The organism is Agrobacterium sp. El2ro-1b (genome assembly GCF_048298475.1).
Classification (GTDB): Bacteria; Pseudomonadota; Alphaproteobacteria; order Rhizobiales; family Rhizobiaceae; genus Agrobacterium; species Agrobacterium fabrum.
Genome location: NZ_CP103458.1, coordinates 2,765,972 through 2,782,386 on the forward strand (window position 1 = coordinate 2,765,972; position 16,415 = coordinate 2,782,386).

The 16,415-nt window shown below is 59.3% G+C and carries 17 protein-coding genes; 8 read left to right on the forward strand and 9 right to left on the reverse strand.

What is annotated here, in order from left to right; all coding sequences use genetic code 11:
- Positions 1-32: 32 nt before the first annotated feature.
- The 8 genes from NYR50_RS13455 (at position 33) to NYR50_RS13490 (ending at position 7,344) form a co-directional block, all read left to right on the forward strand.
- Entirely contained in the window at positions 33-974 is a 942-nt protein-coding gene (locus tag NYR50_RS13455) for an ABC transporter substrate-binding protein (RefSeq protein WP_418136261.1), read from the forward strand.
- A 122-nt stretch (positions 975-1,096) separates the two neighbouring features.
- Positions 1,097-1,870, forward strand: a complete 774-nt coding sequence (locus NYR50_RS13460; protein WP_006309981.1) for an ABC transporter permease — start codon at positions 1,097-1,099, stop codon at positions 1,868-1,870.
- Positions 1,870-2,655: an ABC transporter ATP-binding protein gene (locus tag NYR50_RS13465; protein ID WP_418136262.1), complete on the forward strand. Its 786-nt coding sequence runs from the start codon at positions 1,870-1,872 to the stop codon at positions 2,653-2,655. Before NYR50_RS13460 ends, NYR50_RS13465 begins: the two co-directional genes overlap by 1 nt.
- A 34-nt stretch (positions 2,656-2,689) precedes the next feature.
- Entirely contained in the window at positions 2,690-3,427 is a 738-nt protein-coding gene (hutC, locus tag NYR50_RS13470) for a histidine utilization repressor (protein WP_418136263.1), read from the forward strand.
- 193 nt (positions 3,428-3,620) lie between these two features.
- Positions 3,621-4,775, forward strand: a complete 1,155-nt coding sequence (gene exbB / locus NYR50_RS13475) for a tonB-system energizer ExbB (RefSeq protein ID WP_418136264.1) — start codon at positions 3,621-3,623, stop codon at positions 4,773-4,775.
- A gap of 6 nt (positions 4,776-4,781) precedes the next feature.
- On the forward strand, positions 4,782-5,291 hold the full coding sequence (gene exbD / locus NYR50_RS13480; RefSeq protein WP_174006429.1) for a TonB system transport protein ExbD: 510 nt from the start codon (positions 4,782-4,784) through the stop codon (positions 5,289-5,291).
- Complete coding sequence (locus NYR50_RS13485) at positions 5,288-6,211, forward strand: energy transducer TonB family protein (RefSeq protein ID WP_418136265.1); 924 nt, start codon at positions 5,288-5,290, stop codon at positions 6,209-6,211. Before exbD ends, NYR50_RS13485 begins: the two co-directional genes overlap by 4 nt.
- Positions 6,212-6,354: 143 nt before the next feature.
- Positions 6,355-7,344: an Ldh family oxidoreductase gene (locus NYR50_RS13490; RefSeq protein ID WP_174006436.1), complete on the forward strand. Its 990-nt coding sequence runs from the start codon at positions 6,355-6,357 to the stop codon at positions 7,342-7,344.
- A 220-nt stretch (positions 7,345-7,564) separates the two neighbouring features.
- Here NYR50_RS13490 and NYR50_RS13495 read toward each other — a convergent pair whose 3' ends face one another.
- The 9 genes from NYR50_RS13495 to phnC all read right to left on the reverse strand — a co-directional run bounded on the left by NYR50_RS13495 (position 7,565) and on the right by phnC (position 16,364).
- A complete protein-coding gene (locus tag NYR50_RS13495; RefSeq protein WP_418136266.1) occupies positions 7,565-7,810 on the reverse strand; it encodes a transcriptional regulator in 246 nt (81 codons plus the stop codon).
- A 466-nt stretch (positions 7,811-8,276) separates the two neighbouring features.
- Complete coding sequence (locus NYR50_RS13500) at positions 8,277-9,317, reverse strand: AraC family transcriptional regulator ligand-binding domain-containing protein (RefSeq protein ID WP_418136267.1); 1,041 nt, start codon at positions 9,315-9,317, stop codon at positions 8,277-8,279.
- An 87-nt stretch (positions 9,318-9,404) separates the two neighbouring features.
- On the reverse strand, positions 9,405-10,004 hold the full coding sequence (gene phnN / locus NYR50_RS13505; protein ID WP_418136268.1) for a phosphonate metabolism protein/1,5-bisphosphokinase (PRPP-forming) PhnN: 600 nt from the start codon (positions 10,002-10,004) through the stop codon (positions 9,405-9,407).
- On the reverse strand, positions 10,001-11,137 hold the full coding sequence (locus NYR50_RS13510; protein WP_006309991.1) for an alpha-D-ribose 1-methylphosphonate 5-triphosphate diphosphatase: 1,137 nt from the start codon (positions 11,135-11,137) through the stop codon (positions 10,001-10,003). Before NYR50_RS13510 ends, phnN begins: the two co-directional genes overlap by 4 nt.
- Complete coding sequence (locus NYR50_RS13515) at positions 11,134-11,832, reverse strand: DUF1045 domain-containing protein (RefSeq protein WP_418136269.1); 699 nt, start codon at positions 11,830-11,832, stop codon at positions 11,134-11,136. The genes NYR50_RS13510 and NYR50_RS13515 overlap by 4 nt, the downstream gene beginning before the upstream one ends.
- Before the next feature lie 274 nt (positions 11,833-12,106).
- On the reverse strand, positions 12,107-13,456 hold the full coding sequence (gene phnE / locus NYR50_RS13520) for a phosphonate ABC transporter, permease protein PhnE (protein ID WP_006309993.1): 1,350 nt from the start codon (positions 13,454-13,456) through the stop codon (positions 12,107-12,109).
- Complete coding sequence (gene phnE, locus NYR50_RS13525) at positions 13,456-14,442, reverse strand: phosphonate ABC transporter, permease protein PhnE (protein WP_418136270.1); 987 nt, start codon at positions 14,440-14,442, stop codon at positions 13,456-13,458. The genes phnE (NYR50_RS13520) and phnE (NYR50_RS13525) overlap by 1 nt, the downstream gene beginning before the upstream one ends.
- Positions 14,443-14,512: 70 nt before the next feature.
- Positions 14,513-15,418 (reverse strand): phosphonate ABC transporter substrate-binding protein, encoded by a 906-nt coding sequence (phnD, locus tag NYR50_RS13530; RefSeq protein ID WP_418136271.1) that lies wholly within the window; start codon positions 15,416-15,418, stop codon positions 14,513-14,515.
- Between the two features lie 85 nt (positions 15,419-15,503).
- Entirely contained in the window at positions 15,504-16,364 is an 861-nt protein-coding gene (phnC, locus tag NYR50_RS13535) for a phosphonate ABC transporter ATP-binding protein (RefSeq protein WP_418136272.1), read from the reverse strand.
- Positions 16,365-16,415 lie beyond the last annotated feature (51 nt).

Consider the following 16,415-nt stretch of genomic DNA (forward strand, 5'->3'; position numbering starts at 1 on the left):
GCACAAAAATAAATCAAAAAGGGGTTCCGATCATGAAAAGAACATGGGTTATCGCCGCAATCGCGACGCTTGTTTCGTCCGCTTCCGCTTATGCCGAAACGGCCGTGACCATCGGCATGTCCGGCTGGACCGGCTTTGCACCGCTGACGCTTGCCAAGCAGGCCGGCATTTTCGAAAAGAACGGCCTGAAGGTCGATATCAAGAAAATACCGCAGGCCAGCCGCCATCTCGCTCTCGCGTCAGGTGACATCCAATGCGCGGCCACCACGGTGGAAACATGGATCGCCTGGAACGCCAATGGCGTGAAATCCACCCAGATTTTCCAGATGGACAAATCGCATGGTGCCGATGGCATCGCGGTGCGCAGCGATGTCTCGAAGGTCGCGGACCTCAAGGGCAAGACCGTCGCCGCTTCCGCGCCGGGCACCTCGCCTTATTTCTTCCTTGCCTGGATCCTCAAGGAAAACGGCCTGACGCTGAAGGATGTGAAGGTCGTCAACCTTGAGCCGGGACCGGCCGCACAGGCTTTCGTCGCCGGCCAGAATGATGCGGCCATGACCTATGAGCCCTATCTCTCTACCGTGCGCGCCGCCCCCGACAAGGGCAAGATTCTCGCCACGACGCTGGACTATCCCTCGGTCATGGATACTTTCGGCTGTACGCCGGACTTCCTGAAGGCCAATCCGCAGGCGGCCAAGGCCTTGGCGGACAGCTATTTCCAGGCGCTGGAACTTATAAAGGCCGACCCGGAAAAGTCCTATGCGACGATGGGCGCGGATGTGAAACAGGCGGGCGAGGCTTTTGCCGCTTCGGCAAAATTCCTCGAATGGCAGGACAAGGCCGCCAACCAGAAGTTCTTCGAGGGTGAATTCAAGACGTTCTCCGAAAAGTCGGCGGATCTGCTTCTTGAAATCGGCGTGATAAAGTCGAAACCCGATCTTTCGACACTTGCGGATACGTCTTTCATCAAGTGAGAGAAAAGGCGGCCGCATCCCTTCGGGGAATGGTGCCGCCAATGACAAGGGTGAGAGCGTTGATTGTGCGTCACTGATGGCGCGGCGAAAGTGCCGCGCCGGTTTTCCGGACAGGCGGTAGAATGCAACCTCTTCAACCCATCAAGAACAGCACGAGGATCATTCTCGGCATCCTGTTCTTCGTGCTGTTTTTCTCGGCCTGGGGCTTTGCCACGCTCGGCGGTTTCGTGTCGCCGACCTTTCTGGCCGACCCGATCACCATGCTCAAGGACGGCATCTATCTGCTGACCGATCAGGGTTTTGCCGGCGATATCGGCATGACCATCTGGCGCGTGGTGGGCGGTTTCGTCCTGGCATCGCTGATTGCCGTGCCTGTTGGTATCGCTATGGGCGCTTATAAGCCGATCGAGGCGCTGCTAGAGCCTTTCGTGTCCTTTGCGCGTTATCTTCCGGCCTCCGCCTTTGTGCCGCTCCTTATTCTCTGGGCCGGCATCGGTGAAATGCAGAAGCTGCTGGTGATCTTTATCGGTGCTGTTTTCCAGATCATCCTTATGGTGGCCGTGGCGGTTGCCGGCACAAGGCGTGATCTGGTGGAGGCCGCCTATACGCTGGGCGCGAAGGACCGTGGTGTGGTGCGCCGTGTTCTCATTCCCGCCAATGCACCTGACATTGCCGAAATCCTCCGCCTCGTTCTCGGCTGGGCCTGGACCTATGTCATCGTTGCGGAACTGATCGGCGCCTCCTCTGGCATCGGTTACATGATCATCAACAGCCAGGCGCTGATGGCGACCGGGCAGATCATCTTCGGCATCATCGTCATCGGTGTCATCGGCCTTATCTCGGATTTCGCGTTCAAATCGCTGAACCGGAAGCTTTTCGCCTGGAGGCTTGCCTGATGAGCGAACTCGTTATCAAGGGCGTCAGCCGCACTTTTCCGGGCGTGCAGGGCGGCGAGCCGACGCTGGCCCTGCAGCCGACCAATCTGGAAATCCCACGCAATGATTTCGTCACCATCCTCGGGCCATCGGGATGCGGAAAATCGACCTTGCTGCGCATCATCGCCGGCCTCGATCGCCCGACGACGGGCGAGGTGCTGCTGTCCGGCAAGGCGGTGACCGGTCCGGGCGCGGATCGCGGCATGGTGTTCCAGTCCTACACCTTGTTTCCCTGGCTGACGATCCGTGAAAACGTCGCCTTCGGCCTGCGCGAACGCGGCGTTGCGGAGAGGGAAAAATGGGAGATCGTCGATAGTTACATCGACAAGGTCGGCCTGCGCGGTTTCGAAAACCACTGGCCGAAACAGCTGTCCGGCGGCATGCAGCAGAGAACGGCGATTGCCCGTGCCTTGGCGAATGGCCCGAAAATCCTGTTGCTCGACGAGCCTTTCGGCGCCCTCGACAACCAGACGCGCGGCCTGATGCAGGAATTGCTGCTCGGCATATGGGAACGTGAGCAGAAGACGGTCATTTTCGTCACTCACGATATCGAGGAGGCGGTCTTCATGGCCTCGCGCGTCGTGACCATGTCCGCAAGGCCGGGCCGCATCAAGTCGATCACGCCGGTCGACCTGCCGCATCCGCGGCACTACACCATCAAGGCCAGCCCGGAGTTTTCCGAGCTGCGGGCGAAACTCACGGAGGAAATACGCAGCGAGGCGATCGCCGCCGCTGCCCATGGCTAGCTGATCCGGCAAAGGGGAGGAGAGACGTATCGGGATGAGGAGCACAGGCGCCGATCTTCAGGAAAAATCGCTGCACGAGCGCATCCGTAACGATGTCGAGCGCCACATCATGTCGGGCGAATGGCCGCCGGGATATCGTATCCCCTTCGAACACGAGATGACCCGGCAATATGGCTGTTCGCGTATGACGGTGAACAAGGCTCTTGGCGAACTGGTACAACGCGGCCTGATTGAAAGACGCCGGCGTCTCGGCACCTTCGTTCGCCAGCCCCATGCGCAATCCGCCGTGTTGGAAATCCACGATATCGAGCGGGAGGTGCAGGCGCTCGGTCTCGTTTATGGCTACTGTCTTGATAAACGACGGCTGCGCCCTGCGGGCAAGGAAGATGGCGCGGCCATGGCGCTTGCCGCCGATGCCCCGGTTCTGGAACTGACCTGCACGCATTTTGCCGGCGGCGTTCCCTTTTGTCTTGAGGAACGTATTATCAATGTCACCGCCGTTCCCGAGGCGGAACATACTGATTTTTCAAATGTTGGGCCGGGAACCTGGCTGCTGAAGATGGTTCCCTGGAGCGCTGCCGAACATCGCATCAGCGCCGTTTCCGCGGATCGCAAAAACGCCGCGGCACTGGGTATAGCCTCCGGTGCGGCCTGTCTGGTCATCGATCGCCGCACCTGGCATGGGGCGGAATACATCACCCGCGTCCGGGTTACCTATCCCGGAGACCGGCATGCGCTGGTTGCGCAGTTTTCACCTTCCCAAAACAGCTGAAACTGCTTGGGGCGATCAATTTTTTGCAAAGAAGAGTTTACGGGTCGTCTTTTGACAATATAATAGTTGTCAAAAGAACTCAGGTTTATTATCGGAACGTCAAGCCTACACGACGGCGTCCGTTGATGGCCCCGGTTTTCAGGACCGGTCAATCTGCGGATGAGTTCATCGACGGAAATCCGGGATAAAAATTATGTCAGCTGAGACCTTCACTTCTTCCGCGTCCTTCACCAAGGCAAACACAACACGGCATGCCTCTCTTGCCATGGCTGTCACCTTGCTGACGGGCCTGAGTGCCGGTGCGGTTTTTGCTCAGCCGGCCCCTGAAACCCAGATTCAATCCGCGCCACAGACGGAAACGGTTCAGCCTTCACAGGCGCCGGCAGCTCCCGCAACGCCGAGCGCACCAACCGCCGAGCCTTCAGCCGCCGCGCAGCCCTCATCGCCGCAGCCTGCGCCTGCTCAATCCGCGACCGATCCCGCGCCGGCGTCCCAAGGCACTGCGCCGCAGCCGGCGCAGACCGAGCAACCCGCCCAGACCAACCAGACGGCCTCGCCGAGTGAAACCTCCACCCCGGTAGAAACCGTTAACGCCGAGCCTGCCAGCGCCGAACGTCGCACGGATATTCCGCACAACCTGTCCCCTTGGGGCATGTTCATGGCGGCGGACTGGGTCGTCAAGGGCGTCATGATCGGCCTCGCCTTTGCCTCACTCGTCACCTGGACGGTCTGGGTGGCGAAGTCGATAGAGCTTGCAGGCGCACGCGTGCGTGCCGGCTCGACGCTGAAGGTCATTCGCCGGGCAAAAACACTTGCCGAGGCCACCGATGCTGTCGAAAACAAGGGTGGACCTGCCGCCCTGATGTTGCGCATGGCAACCCACGAAATGCAGCTCTCCGATGCGGTGGTCGAGCACACCGATGGCGGCGGCATCAAGGAGCGCGTTTCCTCGGCGTTGTCGCGGATCGAAACCCATGCGGGTCGCCGCATGTCACGCGGAACGGGTGCCCTGGCGACCATCGGTTCCACCGCGCCCTTCGTTGGCCTCTTCGGCACGGTCTGGGGCATCATGAATTCCTTCATCAGCATTTCGGAATCGCAGACCACCAATCTCGCGGTCGTGGCACCCGGTATTGCGGAAGCGCTTCTCGCCACCGCGATCGGCCTTGTCGCCGCCATTCCGGCCGTGGTGATCTATAACGTCTTCGCCCGCTCGATTACCGGATACCGTCATCTGCTGGCGGATGCCGCAGCCGGCGTGGAGCGCCTCGTTAGCCGCGACCTCGATTTCCGCCGCATTCCGCCGGGCAGCACCAGCAAGCCGGCCGTGTCGCTGGTTGGACGGTGATCGGTCATGGCTGGCGGTATTCGCGAAAATAGCGGAGACGATCTCTCCGAGAACCATGAAATCAACGTCACGCCCTTTATCGACGTGATGCTGGTTCTGCTCATCATCTTCATGGTGGCCGCACCGCTGGCGACCGTCGACGTGAATGTCGATCTGCCCGCATCCACCGCCAAGCCGGCGGAGCGCCCGGAGGAGCCGCTTTATCTGACGGTCAAGGACGATCTCTCGCTCAATCTCGGCAATGATGCGGTTGCCCGCGAGGCCCTGGCGGCAGCGATCGACCGCCAGACGAGTGGCAAGAAGGATACGCGCATCTTCCTGCGGGCTGACAAAGCTGTTGATTACGGTCACTTCATGGAAATCATGAACCTCCTGCGGGATGCGGGTTATCTGAAGATCGCCCTTGTCGGGCTGGAAAACGCAGCTGCTGCGTCTCAGCCTGCCGGTTCCGCACAGCCTGCGGCCCAACCCTCTGGCCAACCCGCCGCGCCGGCAGGGCAGGGAACGGCGCCATGACCGCAAACGGCTACCCGCAGGCCCGCCATTCCCGTCTTGGGGAAGTGACGCTGTGGTCTGCCGCGGCGCTGCTCATGCTGAGCGTTCATGCCGGTTTTGCCTATTATCTGATGCGGGAGCCCGAGGAACAGGATGCCGGCGGACAGCCGCCTGCCGCGATCATGATTGAAATGGCGGCGATACCGGAAGCCGTCAAAACCGAGGAAACGACGCAGGCGCAGGATGTCGAGGACACCCAGGAGGTGAAGAGCGACAGCAGCGAACCGGTGGAGGAAGCTGCTCCAGAAGAGCCGCCCCCGCCGGAACCGGTTGCGGAAACGCCGCCGCCAGAGCCCGTGCAGCCGCCCGAACCGCCTGTCGAGGAGATCGTCGAACCGCAGGAAATTCCCGAGCCGGTGAAGCCGATCGATCCCGTGCAGGAACAGATGATGGCGGAACTCGAAAATGTCGAGGTTCCCTTGCCCGTCATGCGGCCACCACCACCACCGGTCGAAAAGAAGGTGGAAAAGAAAGAGCCGGAAGAGAAAAAGAAGGTCGAGCGCCAGCGTCCCAAACCGCAGCAGGCATCGGAGTTACGCGAAACGGCCAAGGCGGAAGCCCAGCAGTCCGACCGGACGGCAGCGTCACAAAACAACGCCGGTTTCTTCTCGTCGTCATCGAGGTCAAATGCCGATTGGGGTGCAAAAGTCCGTTCGGCGATGCAGCGGCGACTGGTTCGCTCGGCTGGAAAATCGGGAATGGCCATCACGGTGTCATTCAAGATCGACAGTGGCGGCTCTGTCGGTGGCGCGAGGATACTTTCATCTACGGGCGACTCCGCGATGGATCAGAAGCTTTTGGCCGTTGTACAAAAGGTTTCCGTCTCACCGCCCCCCCCAGGCGCAAATACGAGTTTTACCCTGCCTATTCTTTTCAAGTAGGGCTGGAACGGCATGAGGCCATCCCGACTCTGAAGAGGACGGGATGGCCGGTTCATTTTCCATGTTGATTTGCAGCGACCCTATACCGCAAAGTGGGGCACATACATCCCATCGCATGCGAGCCAACAGGAATCACGAAAATCATGAAACTCTCAATTGCAGAGGCGGAGGATCTTGTATCCTCTATCTTTGAGCGCAATGGCGTTCTGCCGCAAAATGCCCGTTCTGTGGCAAAGGCGCTGGTCGCCTCCGAGGCGGCTGGTCAGGGCGGTCACGGTTTTCGCCGTATTCCCGTTTATGTCCGTCAGGCGCGGGTTGGAAAGGTGGACGGCCATGCGCGTCCCGTGGTGAGGCGCGTGAAGCCGGGCGTTCTCTCGATCGATGCTAACCATGGTTATGCCTATCCGGCGATCGACTGCGCTCTTGAAGAATTGCCTGAAATGGCTCGGCAGCAGGGCATTGCGCTGGCAGCGATCCATCGCTCCCATCATGCAGGTGTCATGGCTCTGACGGTCGAGCGTTTTGCGGAAATGGGCCTTGTCGCGCTCATGTTCGCCAATGCACCAGCCTCCATGGCTCCCTGGGGCGGCCACACGCCGCTCTATGGCACCAACCCCATCGCCTTTGCGGCGCCCATCGGCGGTGCCGATCCGCTGGTCATCGATCTGGCTCTTTCCAAGGTCGCGCGCGGCAAGATCATGGCGGCACGACAGAAGGGTGAAACCATTCCCGGCGACTGGGCGCTCGACAGAAACGGCCGGCCAACGACCGATCCAGAGGAGGCTATTGCCGGAACCATGGTCCCCGCGGGTGAAGCCAAGGGTGCTGCTCTGGCACTGATGGTGGAGATCATGGCAGCTGCGGTGACCGGTGGAAATTTCGCATTCCAGGCATCGTCCCTTCTGGACGACAAGGGTGCGCCGCCCTCCCTCGGCCATACGATCATCGCCATCGACCCGGTATCCTCTGGCGGTGCGGCCTTTACCGAGCGGTTGGCCCTCATCGCGGGTGAGATCGAAAAGCAGGAAAATGTGCGCCTGCCCGGTCGCCGCAGCCAGGGCATCCGCAAGCAGGCGCTCGAAAGCGGCATTGTGATCGAAAGCGATATTCTCGCCGAAATCCAATCGCTTTGAACCGATAAGAAAAACCCGGCGGATCGAATATGATCCGCCGGGCAAACCGGATGTGGCTGCTTCGCATTTGCGTCGATTGGGCCGGACATCATGTCCAGCCCGCTTTTGGTCCGCCATCCCGCCATTGATATGGAAGGATTTGACGCAGAAAGCCGCTCATTCGGTTTTCAGCTTACGAGAGGGGACGTTTCGCGTAAGCCTGGATAAAGCAGAGGGTTGATCATGCGTCCTGTTCGATCAGGCCGCGCAGCAGGGCAATGCTGACGGCATTCAGCAGATTGGCGGCACCCAGCCTGTTTCGCACCCGCTCCAAAGTATCCTTCACTTCCGTTTCGTCCGCGCCGGTTATCAGGGCGACGTGCGACGGATGTTTACCCCGTGCGACAAGCCCCAGATATTGTCGCTCACGATCCGAGAGGACAATATCGCGCGTCTGACGATGTTCATGTGGCATTTTTGAAGACATTTTCTTTCAGCCTCAAAAGAGATGGACCTGTTCCGAATGCGTGATCATCTGGTGATCTCGCCCCCGAAACTGGCTCGTTAACCGCTCTGCCTACACGCGAACAAAAACGTCAATTTCGCCAAGAGGTTTCATCTCGCATCAGGAATTATGCAGTAAAAAGCCGCTTTCGCAGCCAGCCGATCCCGGTGGAGAGGTCATTTCGGAACATTGAAGGGACTGCTGCACCAATTGCCGAGACCACAATCAGGGGTCTTGCGCAGAATGCAGTTTCAAAGCTCTGGAATGTTTTCCGTCATATCCCGGGAATATGCGGCGCTCTCATAAGCGATGTGCCACGCCAATAAAATAACACCGGGCGCCAAGTTTTGTATTTCTATTGTTACGTTTCGGCACATCTTCCAAAAAACGCCGACATATTTCTCAAGTTTTATGCGTATTTTCGAAATATTGATGCCGAAAATACCTATCAGCCGGCGGAATGATGCGCGTGGTTCCTGCGAATATCCGTCGGTGTCGCCCCGAACCAGCGCGAAACGGAACGCGAAAAAGCACCGGGTGTGGAATAACCAAGCCTGTAACTGATGTCGGATACCGGAAGATCGCTTTCGACAAGGAGTTTGAAACCGGCGTTTTTGCGAATGGCGTCCTTTATCTCGTTGAGATTGGTGCCAAGCTCGGCGAGCCGCCTTTGGAAACTCCGTTCCGACAGGTTGAAATAGGGCGCGATCTCTCCGAGTGAAAGTTCTGCGTCCGACAGCCGCATCTGCATATAGCGTTTCACCTGATCGATGAAATGGGTCGGGTCCGCCGATGTTTCAGGCCGCAACATCCGGCATTGCAAGTTCATCAATTCGAACAGGCGCTCATCCGCATTCGGATTGGCCACATCCAGAAGCGATGCCGGAAGTCGCATCGTGTGGATGGCCTGGGAAAAACTGATCCGTCTCGTCAGTCTCTCTTTAAACAGCTGAATATTAATGGGTTTCTGTCGCTCCAGACCGATTTCGATCTGGTTCACGCGCTCTCCGAGAATATCGCGTAGCCGCTGCATCAGAACGGCAAGTGACAAATCCACATATTGATCGCGTTTGGCGATCCCAGGCGCGAAGGACCATGACAGGGTCACCTGCGCAGCATCAGTCACCATGGTGAAATTGCTGTTGTTGGTGGCGTAATAAACATGGTCCTGAAGAAAACGCAGGAACGAGCGAACCGTCGGAGCGCTGATCAGCCCATAACCGAACGCACCGGATGCACCGGCTGGAAAGGTGGCAGCGCATTGCAGGCCGAAGGCGTCATCGCCGGAAATCAAGGCGCAGGTTTCTAGCAGACGGGAAAATCTGTCGAGGCTGATGCGTTCCGTCAGGCTGCTGAATGTGGCGGGATCGATATCCAGGGCCTTGCAGATGGGAACGATATCGATGCCCCGTGAGCGGGCATAATTACTGACGCCGGCGGCCAGACCGGCGACCACAGATATCTCGTCACTGACCCTTTTTTCGGGCATCCCTCGCCTTGGCGTACCATGTTTGGAAATTGTCGCCTGATGGTAAGCCTTGAAAGCGTGTTTGTCGAGCAGCCCGACTGCGGCATTTTAAGGGTGGCTGGAGCCGGCGCTTTGCTGCAGCACCTGCATGATTGTCTTGCCGGCATCTTCGATTGCGCCGCTATTATCGACCGTCGTGACATCGAAATCCCCGGCAACGGTCAGCGAGCTGCGTTCCAGCCGGCGCAGGATATCGTCCCGGCTTTCCCGTCCACGCTGTTCCAGTCGCTTCGTCAGCACATCCGGCCGCGCAACGATGTTCACGACCTTCAGACGGGAAAAGGCGGTACCGAAATGGGGAAGCGCCGAGCGCGAACCATTGGCGATGACAACGTCTCCCGCTTCGAGATGGCGATAAACGGCGGCCGGAATGCCGTATTTCAGACCGTGCGCCTGCCAGGAGACCGCGAAGGCACCTGCGTCTTCCAACTGGTTGAACTCGTGCATCGAAACGGCATCATGGTTTTCACCGCCCGCATCGCAGCTGCGGGTAATGACGCGGCGCGTGAAATGGAAACCCGGGCGGCCGGACAGCTGTGCCGCCGCATAGTCCATCAGCGTGTCCTTGCCGGCCCCGCTCGGGCCGACAACCACGATCATCGTGCCGGGCGACAATGTGCGCCGGCTATCGTCTCCATCGGTGGTCATGCCACGCGCTTGCCCTGGCGCCAGACAGAACGGGCGACCGGCACACCATCCTCGCGATGAACCCGCACCAGATCGGCCCGCAACCCGGTCGCGATACGGCCACGGTCGACAAGGCCGACCGTGCGTGCCGGCGTGGCGGTGACCATGCGCAGTGCTTCCGGCAGGCTGATAGCTTCCACCTGATCAGCGAGCAGGAACGGTGCGAAGAGCAGGCTGAACGGCACGTAGTCGGAAGAAAGAACATCCAGCACGCCGATCTCGGCCAGATCGCGGGCGGCGATGTTGCCGGAATGGGACTTGCCGCGAACGATGTTCGGCGCACCCATCAAGACACTCATGCCGGCGCTGTGCGAGGCTTTAGCAGCCTCGACGCTGGTGGGGAATTCCGCCAGTTTAACGCCGTGACCGATGGCTTCGCCCACATGCGCTTCAGTCGCGTCATCATGGCTTGCGACGGTGATGCCGCGCTTGGCGCAGCTGGCCGCCAGATAATCGCGGTGCTTGGCGGAATATTCGGCCGATGCAGCCTGTCGGCGGCGCACGAATTCGGCAAAAGCCTCGTCGCTCAAGCCGCGCTTCTTCTGATAATAGAAGATATACTGGTCCATCGACTGGAACTGGCGCTGACCCGGGGAGTGATCCATCAGCGAAATCAGCCGCACGCGCGGATCGGTTTCGAAGTCTTCGAAATGCTCAAGCACATCGGCAGAAGCCACTTCGCAGCGCAGATGCAGCAGGTGGTCTGCGCGCAGGCGGTTCTGATCCGCCGCCGCCTCGATGGCATCAGCCATTTCCCGCATTTCGCCCTTTTTGAAACCACCATCCTCATCCGAGCCAAGCCGTAGGCAATCAAAAACGGTGGTGATGCCGGACGATGCAACCTGTGCATCATGGGCCTGAATGGCGGCGATCTTATCCCAGATCACGCCGGGACGTGGTGAGTAGTGCTGTTCAAGATGGTCGGTATGCAGTTCCACCAGACCGGGGATCAGGAAATCGCCTTCGAGGTCTTCTCCGGTTTTGGAAGCGCCTTCGCTGATATCGGCAATCTTGCCATCACGGATCAGAACGGATCCCAGAATAATATCGTCTTCCAGAACGATACGGGCATTGGACAGGGCGTGCTCGGTCATGGGTTCGCATCTTTCTTTGGCTGCTGGCCAAGCGGGTGCCAGCTATGAACGGTAAATGGCGCGCCGCGCGTTTCTTCAATGAACAAAGCGAGGCCGGAAATGGTGAGGGGCCGGTCGGTGAATTCAGCAAACCGGGTCGAGAGAACCTCTTGCATGGCGGGCTGCGCGTCTTCGTCGATACGGCCGGTCAGCGTCATGTGAAAACGGAAGTCGTCCATGACATGCGGATAACCCCAAAGAGAGAGATTTTGTCGCTGGCTTTCCGTCAGCATTTGCGGCCGCCGGCGGGCAATATCGGTCTCGGACAGGGGCGCGCGGAACCGATCGAAGTGATCAACGACCTCCGCGGCAAAATCCTGCAGCGGCTGGTAAACGCGATCCGGGACCAGCGCGAAAAACGGCCCAAGCGCGCCGACGACGACGCGTGGAATCTCGAAGGCGGACTGATTGGCCGCGAAATCTTCGACGGCTGCGAGCAGCTCGGCCTCGCTGTATTTTTCGGCGAGCTCGAAGGGAGCTTTCAGGGTCGCATGAAAACCGTAACGGCGCGGTTCCTCCGTCAAATCGGCATAGTCGTCGTGGTCGTCATGCAACGTGCCGGAAAACGCATTGCGCCCCAGCCAGCGCGACGCTGCTTCGGTCAGCGGATGATCTTTAGCCGGAGAAAAATAGATGGCGTAGCGCACGGCAAGCACTCTTCGGTGTCATGAAAACCAGGGATGAGAAGCTATTTGGCGTGACTCGCCCGCTTCCCGCAAGGTCAGGAGTGCGAGGTAATCGGTTTCCGTGACAGAATGATGATGCAGATGGAAAAAAGCGCATTCGAAACGCGACAAATCCTCCAAAAACGCTGAAGGCGCAGACGGAAATTGTGAGGAGATATGGCCGGCGTAAATCAAGACTGCGTGAGCGTGCGCGGTGCGGGATAACGAACGTCATCGCGACTTTCGTTATCCCGCCCGCTTGGGCCTAGTGCTGTGTTTTACCGATCAGGCGCGAACGCAGCGAATTGGAAATATGGTCGAACAGGAAGACGACGAAGAGAATGAGCAGGACCATATAGGCGACCTTGTCCCAGTCGGCATTGGTCCCCATCGCTTCCAGTAGTTTCAGGCCGATGCCGCCGGCACCCACCGCACCGATGATCGTGGCGGAGCGGGTGTTGCTTTCCCAGAAATACAGCGATTGGGAAATGAAGACCGGCAACACCTGCGGCAACACGCCGAAGCGGTTGACCGCGATCGGGGATGCGCCGACCGACTTGACGCCCTCGCGCTGCTTGTCGTCGACATTTTCCAGCGCCTCGGCATAGACCTTGCCGAGCGCCCCGGTATCGGTGAAGAAGATCGCGGCAATGCCAGGGATCGGTCCGGGGCCGAAGCTGCGGGTGAAGAACAGCGCCCAGATCAGCATGTCGATGGAACGCAGGAAATCGAACAGGCGCTTCATGCCCCAGTTTGCCGCCCTGTTGGCGGTAATGTTGCGCGCGGCGATGAAGGCGAGCGGCAGGGCAACGAGTGTGCCGAACAGCGTGCCGACAAATGCCATCACCAGCGTCTGCATCAGCTTGGACAGGATATCGGCATGTTGCCAGACGCTGTTGTCAAGGAAATCATCGACCATATGGCCGATATTGGAGCGCGCGGGATCGAGCCGCTCTCCCCAGAGCGCGAGAGCCGCAAGCTCGCCATAACCCTTGCCCCAGAATTCCGATTTGGTGTCGAACAGGAAGTTCGCCCATCCAAGGAAGCGGCGCTGTACATAGACCTGGCTGGTGCGGATTTCCGCCTGGCCGGCAAAACCGTAATGCACGAGAACCTTCTTGCCGTCCTGCTGGATTTCGTCGGGCAGGCCCTGCGGCGCGACAACAGCATCGTCGTTGATGATGACGGGGTAGTTCTTGCCGTCGACATAAACGTCCACCCGGGTCGGCGTTATATCGAGGCGGTTTTGTGTGCCCGCATAAACGACGCTGTAACCGCCATCCGGCAGGGGCTGCAGCCAGTCGATCTTCGCATCCGCGGGATATTGACCGCGGCTCGACCATTGCGGCGCGACCTTGCCGTCTTCGAAACGCAGGCGCGGTTGGGCGCGCCAGGAATACCAGTCCTGAATATAGCTGGAAGCGCGATCCCACCGGCCTTGCATGAAAGCCGGGCCGACATTGAAGAAGAAAAAGCAGCCGATGAGATAGGCGGTGGCGACGAGAAGGCCGACGAGCAGACCATATCGTTGCATGAAACTGCGGTTGAACACCTGCGGATGTGCAGCCGTCAGCCTCTCGCGCTCGGCGGTGTTGAGAATGAAGCTGGACGACATCAGGCCGCTCCCCGTCCGAATTCGAAGGATTGTTGGCCGATCAGTCTGCGGCGCAGCCAGCTGGAGAACTGGTCGACGGCGATGATGGTGATCAGCAGAAGGATGATGATGGCGTAGGTCTTCGAGGCGTGATCGTTACCGATCGACAGGCGGAAGACTTCGCCAATGCCGCCGCCGCCCACAGCGCCGATGATGGTGGAGGCGCGCACGTTGATTTCGGCGCGCAGCAGCGCATAGGAGACGAAATTGGGCAGAACCTGCGGCACGATGGCAAAACGCACCCGCTCCAGCCAGTTGGCACCGGCGGCACGTAGGCCTTCATCCGGCTTCATATCGGCATTTTCCACGACTTCGAAGAACAGCTTGCCCAGCGCACCGATCGTATGGACCGAAATCGCGATGATAGCGGCGATCGGTCCGATCGAGAGGATGGCGGTCAGCAACCCGGCGACGACGATTTCGGGAAAGGCGCGCAGCACTTCCATCACCCGGCGCACCACCCAGCGCACGAGACCGGCGCCGACGAGATTGGTGGAGGCAAAGAAGCAGAGCACGAAGGCGAAACTTGTGCCGATGATTGTCGAGACCAGGGCGATATTGAGCGTGATGATCAGCTGGTAGATGAAGTGCGGGATGTAGAAACCGTCGGTGATGTAAACGCGATCCGCGACGTAGTTATATTTCAGCGAACCATCCGCGTAAGGTGACGGCAGGTCGAACATCGCCCGGAAGATTTCGAGCGGACTATCGGGGACGAAGGTCCTCATAAAATCGAAGAAATAGGGCAGGCGCTCGAAAAACTTGCCTGAATTGGCCGCATTGGCGAAATTCAGGGAGGCGGCGAGGATGACGAGAAAGATCACGAGCGAAATGACTGTATAGATCCGTCGTGTCGCAAGCTGCTGTTGATAATGGCGCATGACCGTCCGGGACGATGCGCTCAACCCCTCGGGTGAGAGGGTACCATTGTGCAGTGTGGTCGCCATGCCGCTTTTCCTTTATTGGCAAAAGCGGCGGCGCCGCAAGGCACCGCCGCTTCCGGGTATGATCTGCGGATCAGCCGCCGATAACGGACTTACGGGCATCGATGATCGTCTGGTAGAAGGACGGATCGACCTTGATGTAGGCGGTGTTCTTGCCCTGGGTGAAGCCCTGGAAGCATGCGAGGTCCTTCTTCGGCAATTCCATGAAGAAGTCTTCGACCTTCTGCTTCATCGTGTCGCCGATCTTGTTGGAAACGAGAAGCGGGCCGTTCGGGATCAGCGGCGACTTCCAGACCTGAACGATATCGTCCATGTCCAGATTGCCCTTCTTGACCATCTGGTGAAGGTTGCCACCGGAGTAACCTTCTTCCCACTTGCCAACGCCCGAACCAAAGGTGGTGCCGACATCGAACTTCTTGTCGAGAACGGCGAGAACGAGGTTCTCATGGCCGCCGCCGAAACCGGTTTCGGAGAAGTATTCCTTGACCGGAACGCCGGTCTCCTTCGGGATCGCAACGTTCGGGATCAGGAAACCGGAGGTGGAGTCGGGATCGGCGAAGCCGATCTTCTTGCCCTTGGCATCAGCCAGCGTCTTGATGCCGCTGTCCTTGCGGGCAACCATGATCGTATAATAACCGCTGGAGCCATCAGAGCCGGTGTAGGTCAGGACCGGATCAACGGCCTTGGGGTCTGCGATGGCGATCTTGGCGTAGGAGGATGCGCCCATGGAGGCGATGTCGATGGTGCCGCCGAGCAGGCCCTGGATGACGCCGTTATAGTCCGGCGACGGGAAAACCTGAACTTCGGAAACGCCGGTTGCAGCCTTGAGGCCATCGGCAACGCACTTGGTGTTGCGGATCTGGTCGGCTTCGTTTTCGGAACCGTCGAGACCGATGCGCAGAACCTTGACGTCCTGAGCCATGGCGGAACCGGCCAGAACGCCAAGGGCGACTGCCGAAAGAAGGACTTTCTTCAACATGGACTTTCTCCTGTTTCCCGGCGAGCCGGAGTTTGTTGTGAAATGTTGGCCCTTGACGCGGGCGGAAACGATGCTGAGCGGTTCCTCAGAGCCCGGCCAAAGCCAGCGGTTCGGGACCGGCAGATTGCTGAACCGGGCGCGCGGCAAGCTGCGCGCCGGGAATATTGATGCTGGTCGAGGTCATGGTCTCGTCGATGCCGGAGCCTTGAGAATCGGTTCCGTAAATCTCGGTAACGGCGGTAGCCGTCAGCTCGGCGGGGGTTCCATCAAAGACGACGCGGCCCTGAGACATGCCGATGATGCGTTCGCAATAATTGCGCGCGGTATCCAGCGTGTGCAGGTTGGTGATGACGGTGATGCCTTCGCGCTCGTTGATGTCGCGCAGCGCGTCCATCACGATCTTGGCATTGAGGGGATCGAGCGAAGCGATCGGCTCATCGGCCAGCACCATCTTCGGAGACTGCATCAGTGCGCGGGCAATGGCGACGCGCTGCTGCTGGCCCCCGGAAAGCGTGCCTGCCGCCTGCATGGCCACATGCTCGATGCCGAGGCGCTCCAGCGCGGCGATCGCCATCAGCCGTTCCTCATGGCTGAAGATGTTGAACAGGCTCAGAGCCGTCGAACGGTGGTTGAGGCGGCCGAGCATGACGTTGGTAAGCACGTCGAGGCGCGGCACCAGATTGAACTGCTGGAAGATCATGGCGCAGTCGCGCTGCCAGTTGCGCAGCGCCGCACCCTTCAGTGACGAGACTTCCGTATCGTTGAAATGAATGGAACCCGAAGACGGATCGACGAGGCGGTTGATCATGCGCAGCAGCGTCGATTTGCCGGCGCCCGAGCGTCCGATCACGCCGACCATCTGACCCTGCGGTATCTCGACATCAACGGAATCGACCGCAGTGTGCTTGCCGAAACGGCGCGTGACTTGCTTCAGGTGAAAGCTCATTTCCCCGTCCAATCTTCTTTTGACGGGGTTCGACGTAACAGCGGTGCGTGA

Excerpts from the sequence above, each read along its gene's own strand:
- hutC (WP_418136263.1), top strand. The coding sequence starts at position 2,690 with ATGAGGAGCACAGGCGCCGATCTTCAGGAAAAATCGCTGCACGAGCGC.
- phnC (WP_418136272.1), bottom strand. The coding sequence starts at position 16,364 with ATGAGCTTTCACCTGAAGCAAGTCACGCGCCGTTTCGGCAAGCACACT.
- exbD (WP_174006429.1), top strand. The coding sequence starts at position 4,782 with ATGGCTGGCGGTATTCGCGAAAATAGCGGAGACGATCTCTCCGAGAAC.
- NYR50_RS13500 (WP_418136267.1), bottom strand. The coding sequence starts at position 9,317 with ATGCCCGAAAAAAGGGTCAGTGACGAGATATCTGTGGTCGCCGGTCTG.
- NYR50_RS13485 (WP_418136265.1), top strand. The coding sequence starts at position 5,288 with ATGACCGCAAACGGCTACCCGCAGGCCCGCCATTCCCGTCTTGGGGAA.
- exbB (WP_418136264.1), top strand. The coding sequence starts at position 3,621 with ATGTCAGCTGAGACCTTCACTTCTTCCGCGTCCTTCACCAAGGCAAAC.
- phnE (WP_006309993.1), bottom strand. The coding sequence starts at position 13,456 with ATGTCGTCCAGCTTCATTCTCAACACCGCCGAGCGCGAGAGGCTGACG.
- phnN (WP_418136268.1), bottom strand. The coding sequence starts at position 10,004 with ATGACCACCGATGGAGACGATAGCCGGCGCACATTGTCGCCCGGCACG.
- phnE (WP_418136270.1), bottom strand. The coding sequence starts at position 14,442 with ATGGCGACCACACTGCACAATGGTACCCTCTCACCCGAGGGGTTGAGC.
- NYR50_RS13510 (WP_006309991.1), bottom strand. The coding sequence starts at position 11,137 with ATGACCGAGCACGCCCTGTCCAATGCCCGTATCGTTCTGGAAGACGAT.
- NYR50_RS13495 (WP_418136266.1), bottom strand. The coding sequence starts at position 7,810 with ATGTCTTCAAAAATGCCACATGAACATCGTCAGACGCGCGATATTGTC.
- NYR50_RS13490 (WP_174006436.1), top strand. The coding sequence starts at position 6,355 with ATGAAACTCTCAATTGCAGAGGCGGAGGATCTTGTATCCTCTATCTTT.
- NYR50_RS13460 (WP_006309981.1), top strand. The coding sequence starts at position 1,097 with ATGCAACCTCTTCAACCCATCAAGAACAGCACGAGGATCATTCTCGGC.
- NYR50_RS13455 (WP_418136261.1), top strand. The coding sequence starts at position 33 with ATGAAAAGAACATGGGTTATCGCCGCAATCGCGACGCTTGTTTCGTCC.
- phnD (WP_418136271.1), bottom strand. The coding sequence starts at position 15,418 with ATGTTGAAGAAAGTCCTTCTTTCGGCAGTCGCCCTTGGCGTTCTGGCC.
- NYR50_RS13465 (WP_418136262.1), top strand. The coding sequence starts at position 1,870 with ATGAGCGAACTCGTTATCAAGGGCGTCAGCCGCACTTTTCCGGGCGTG.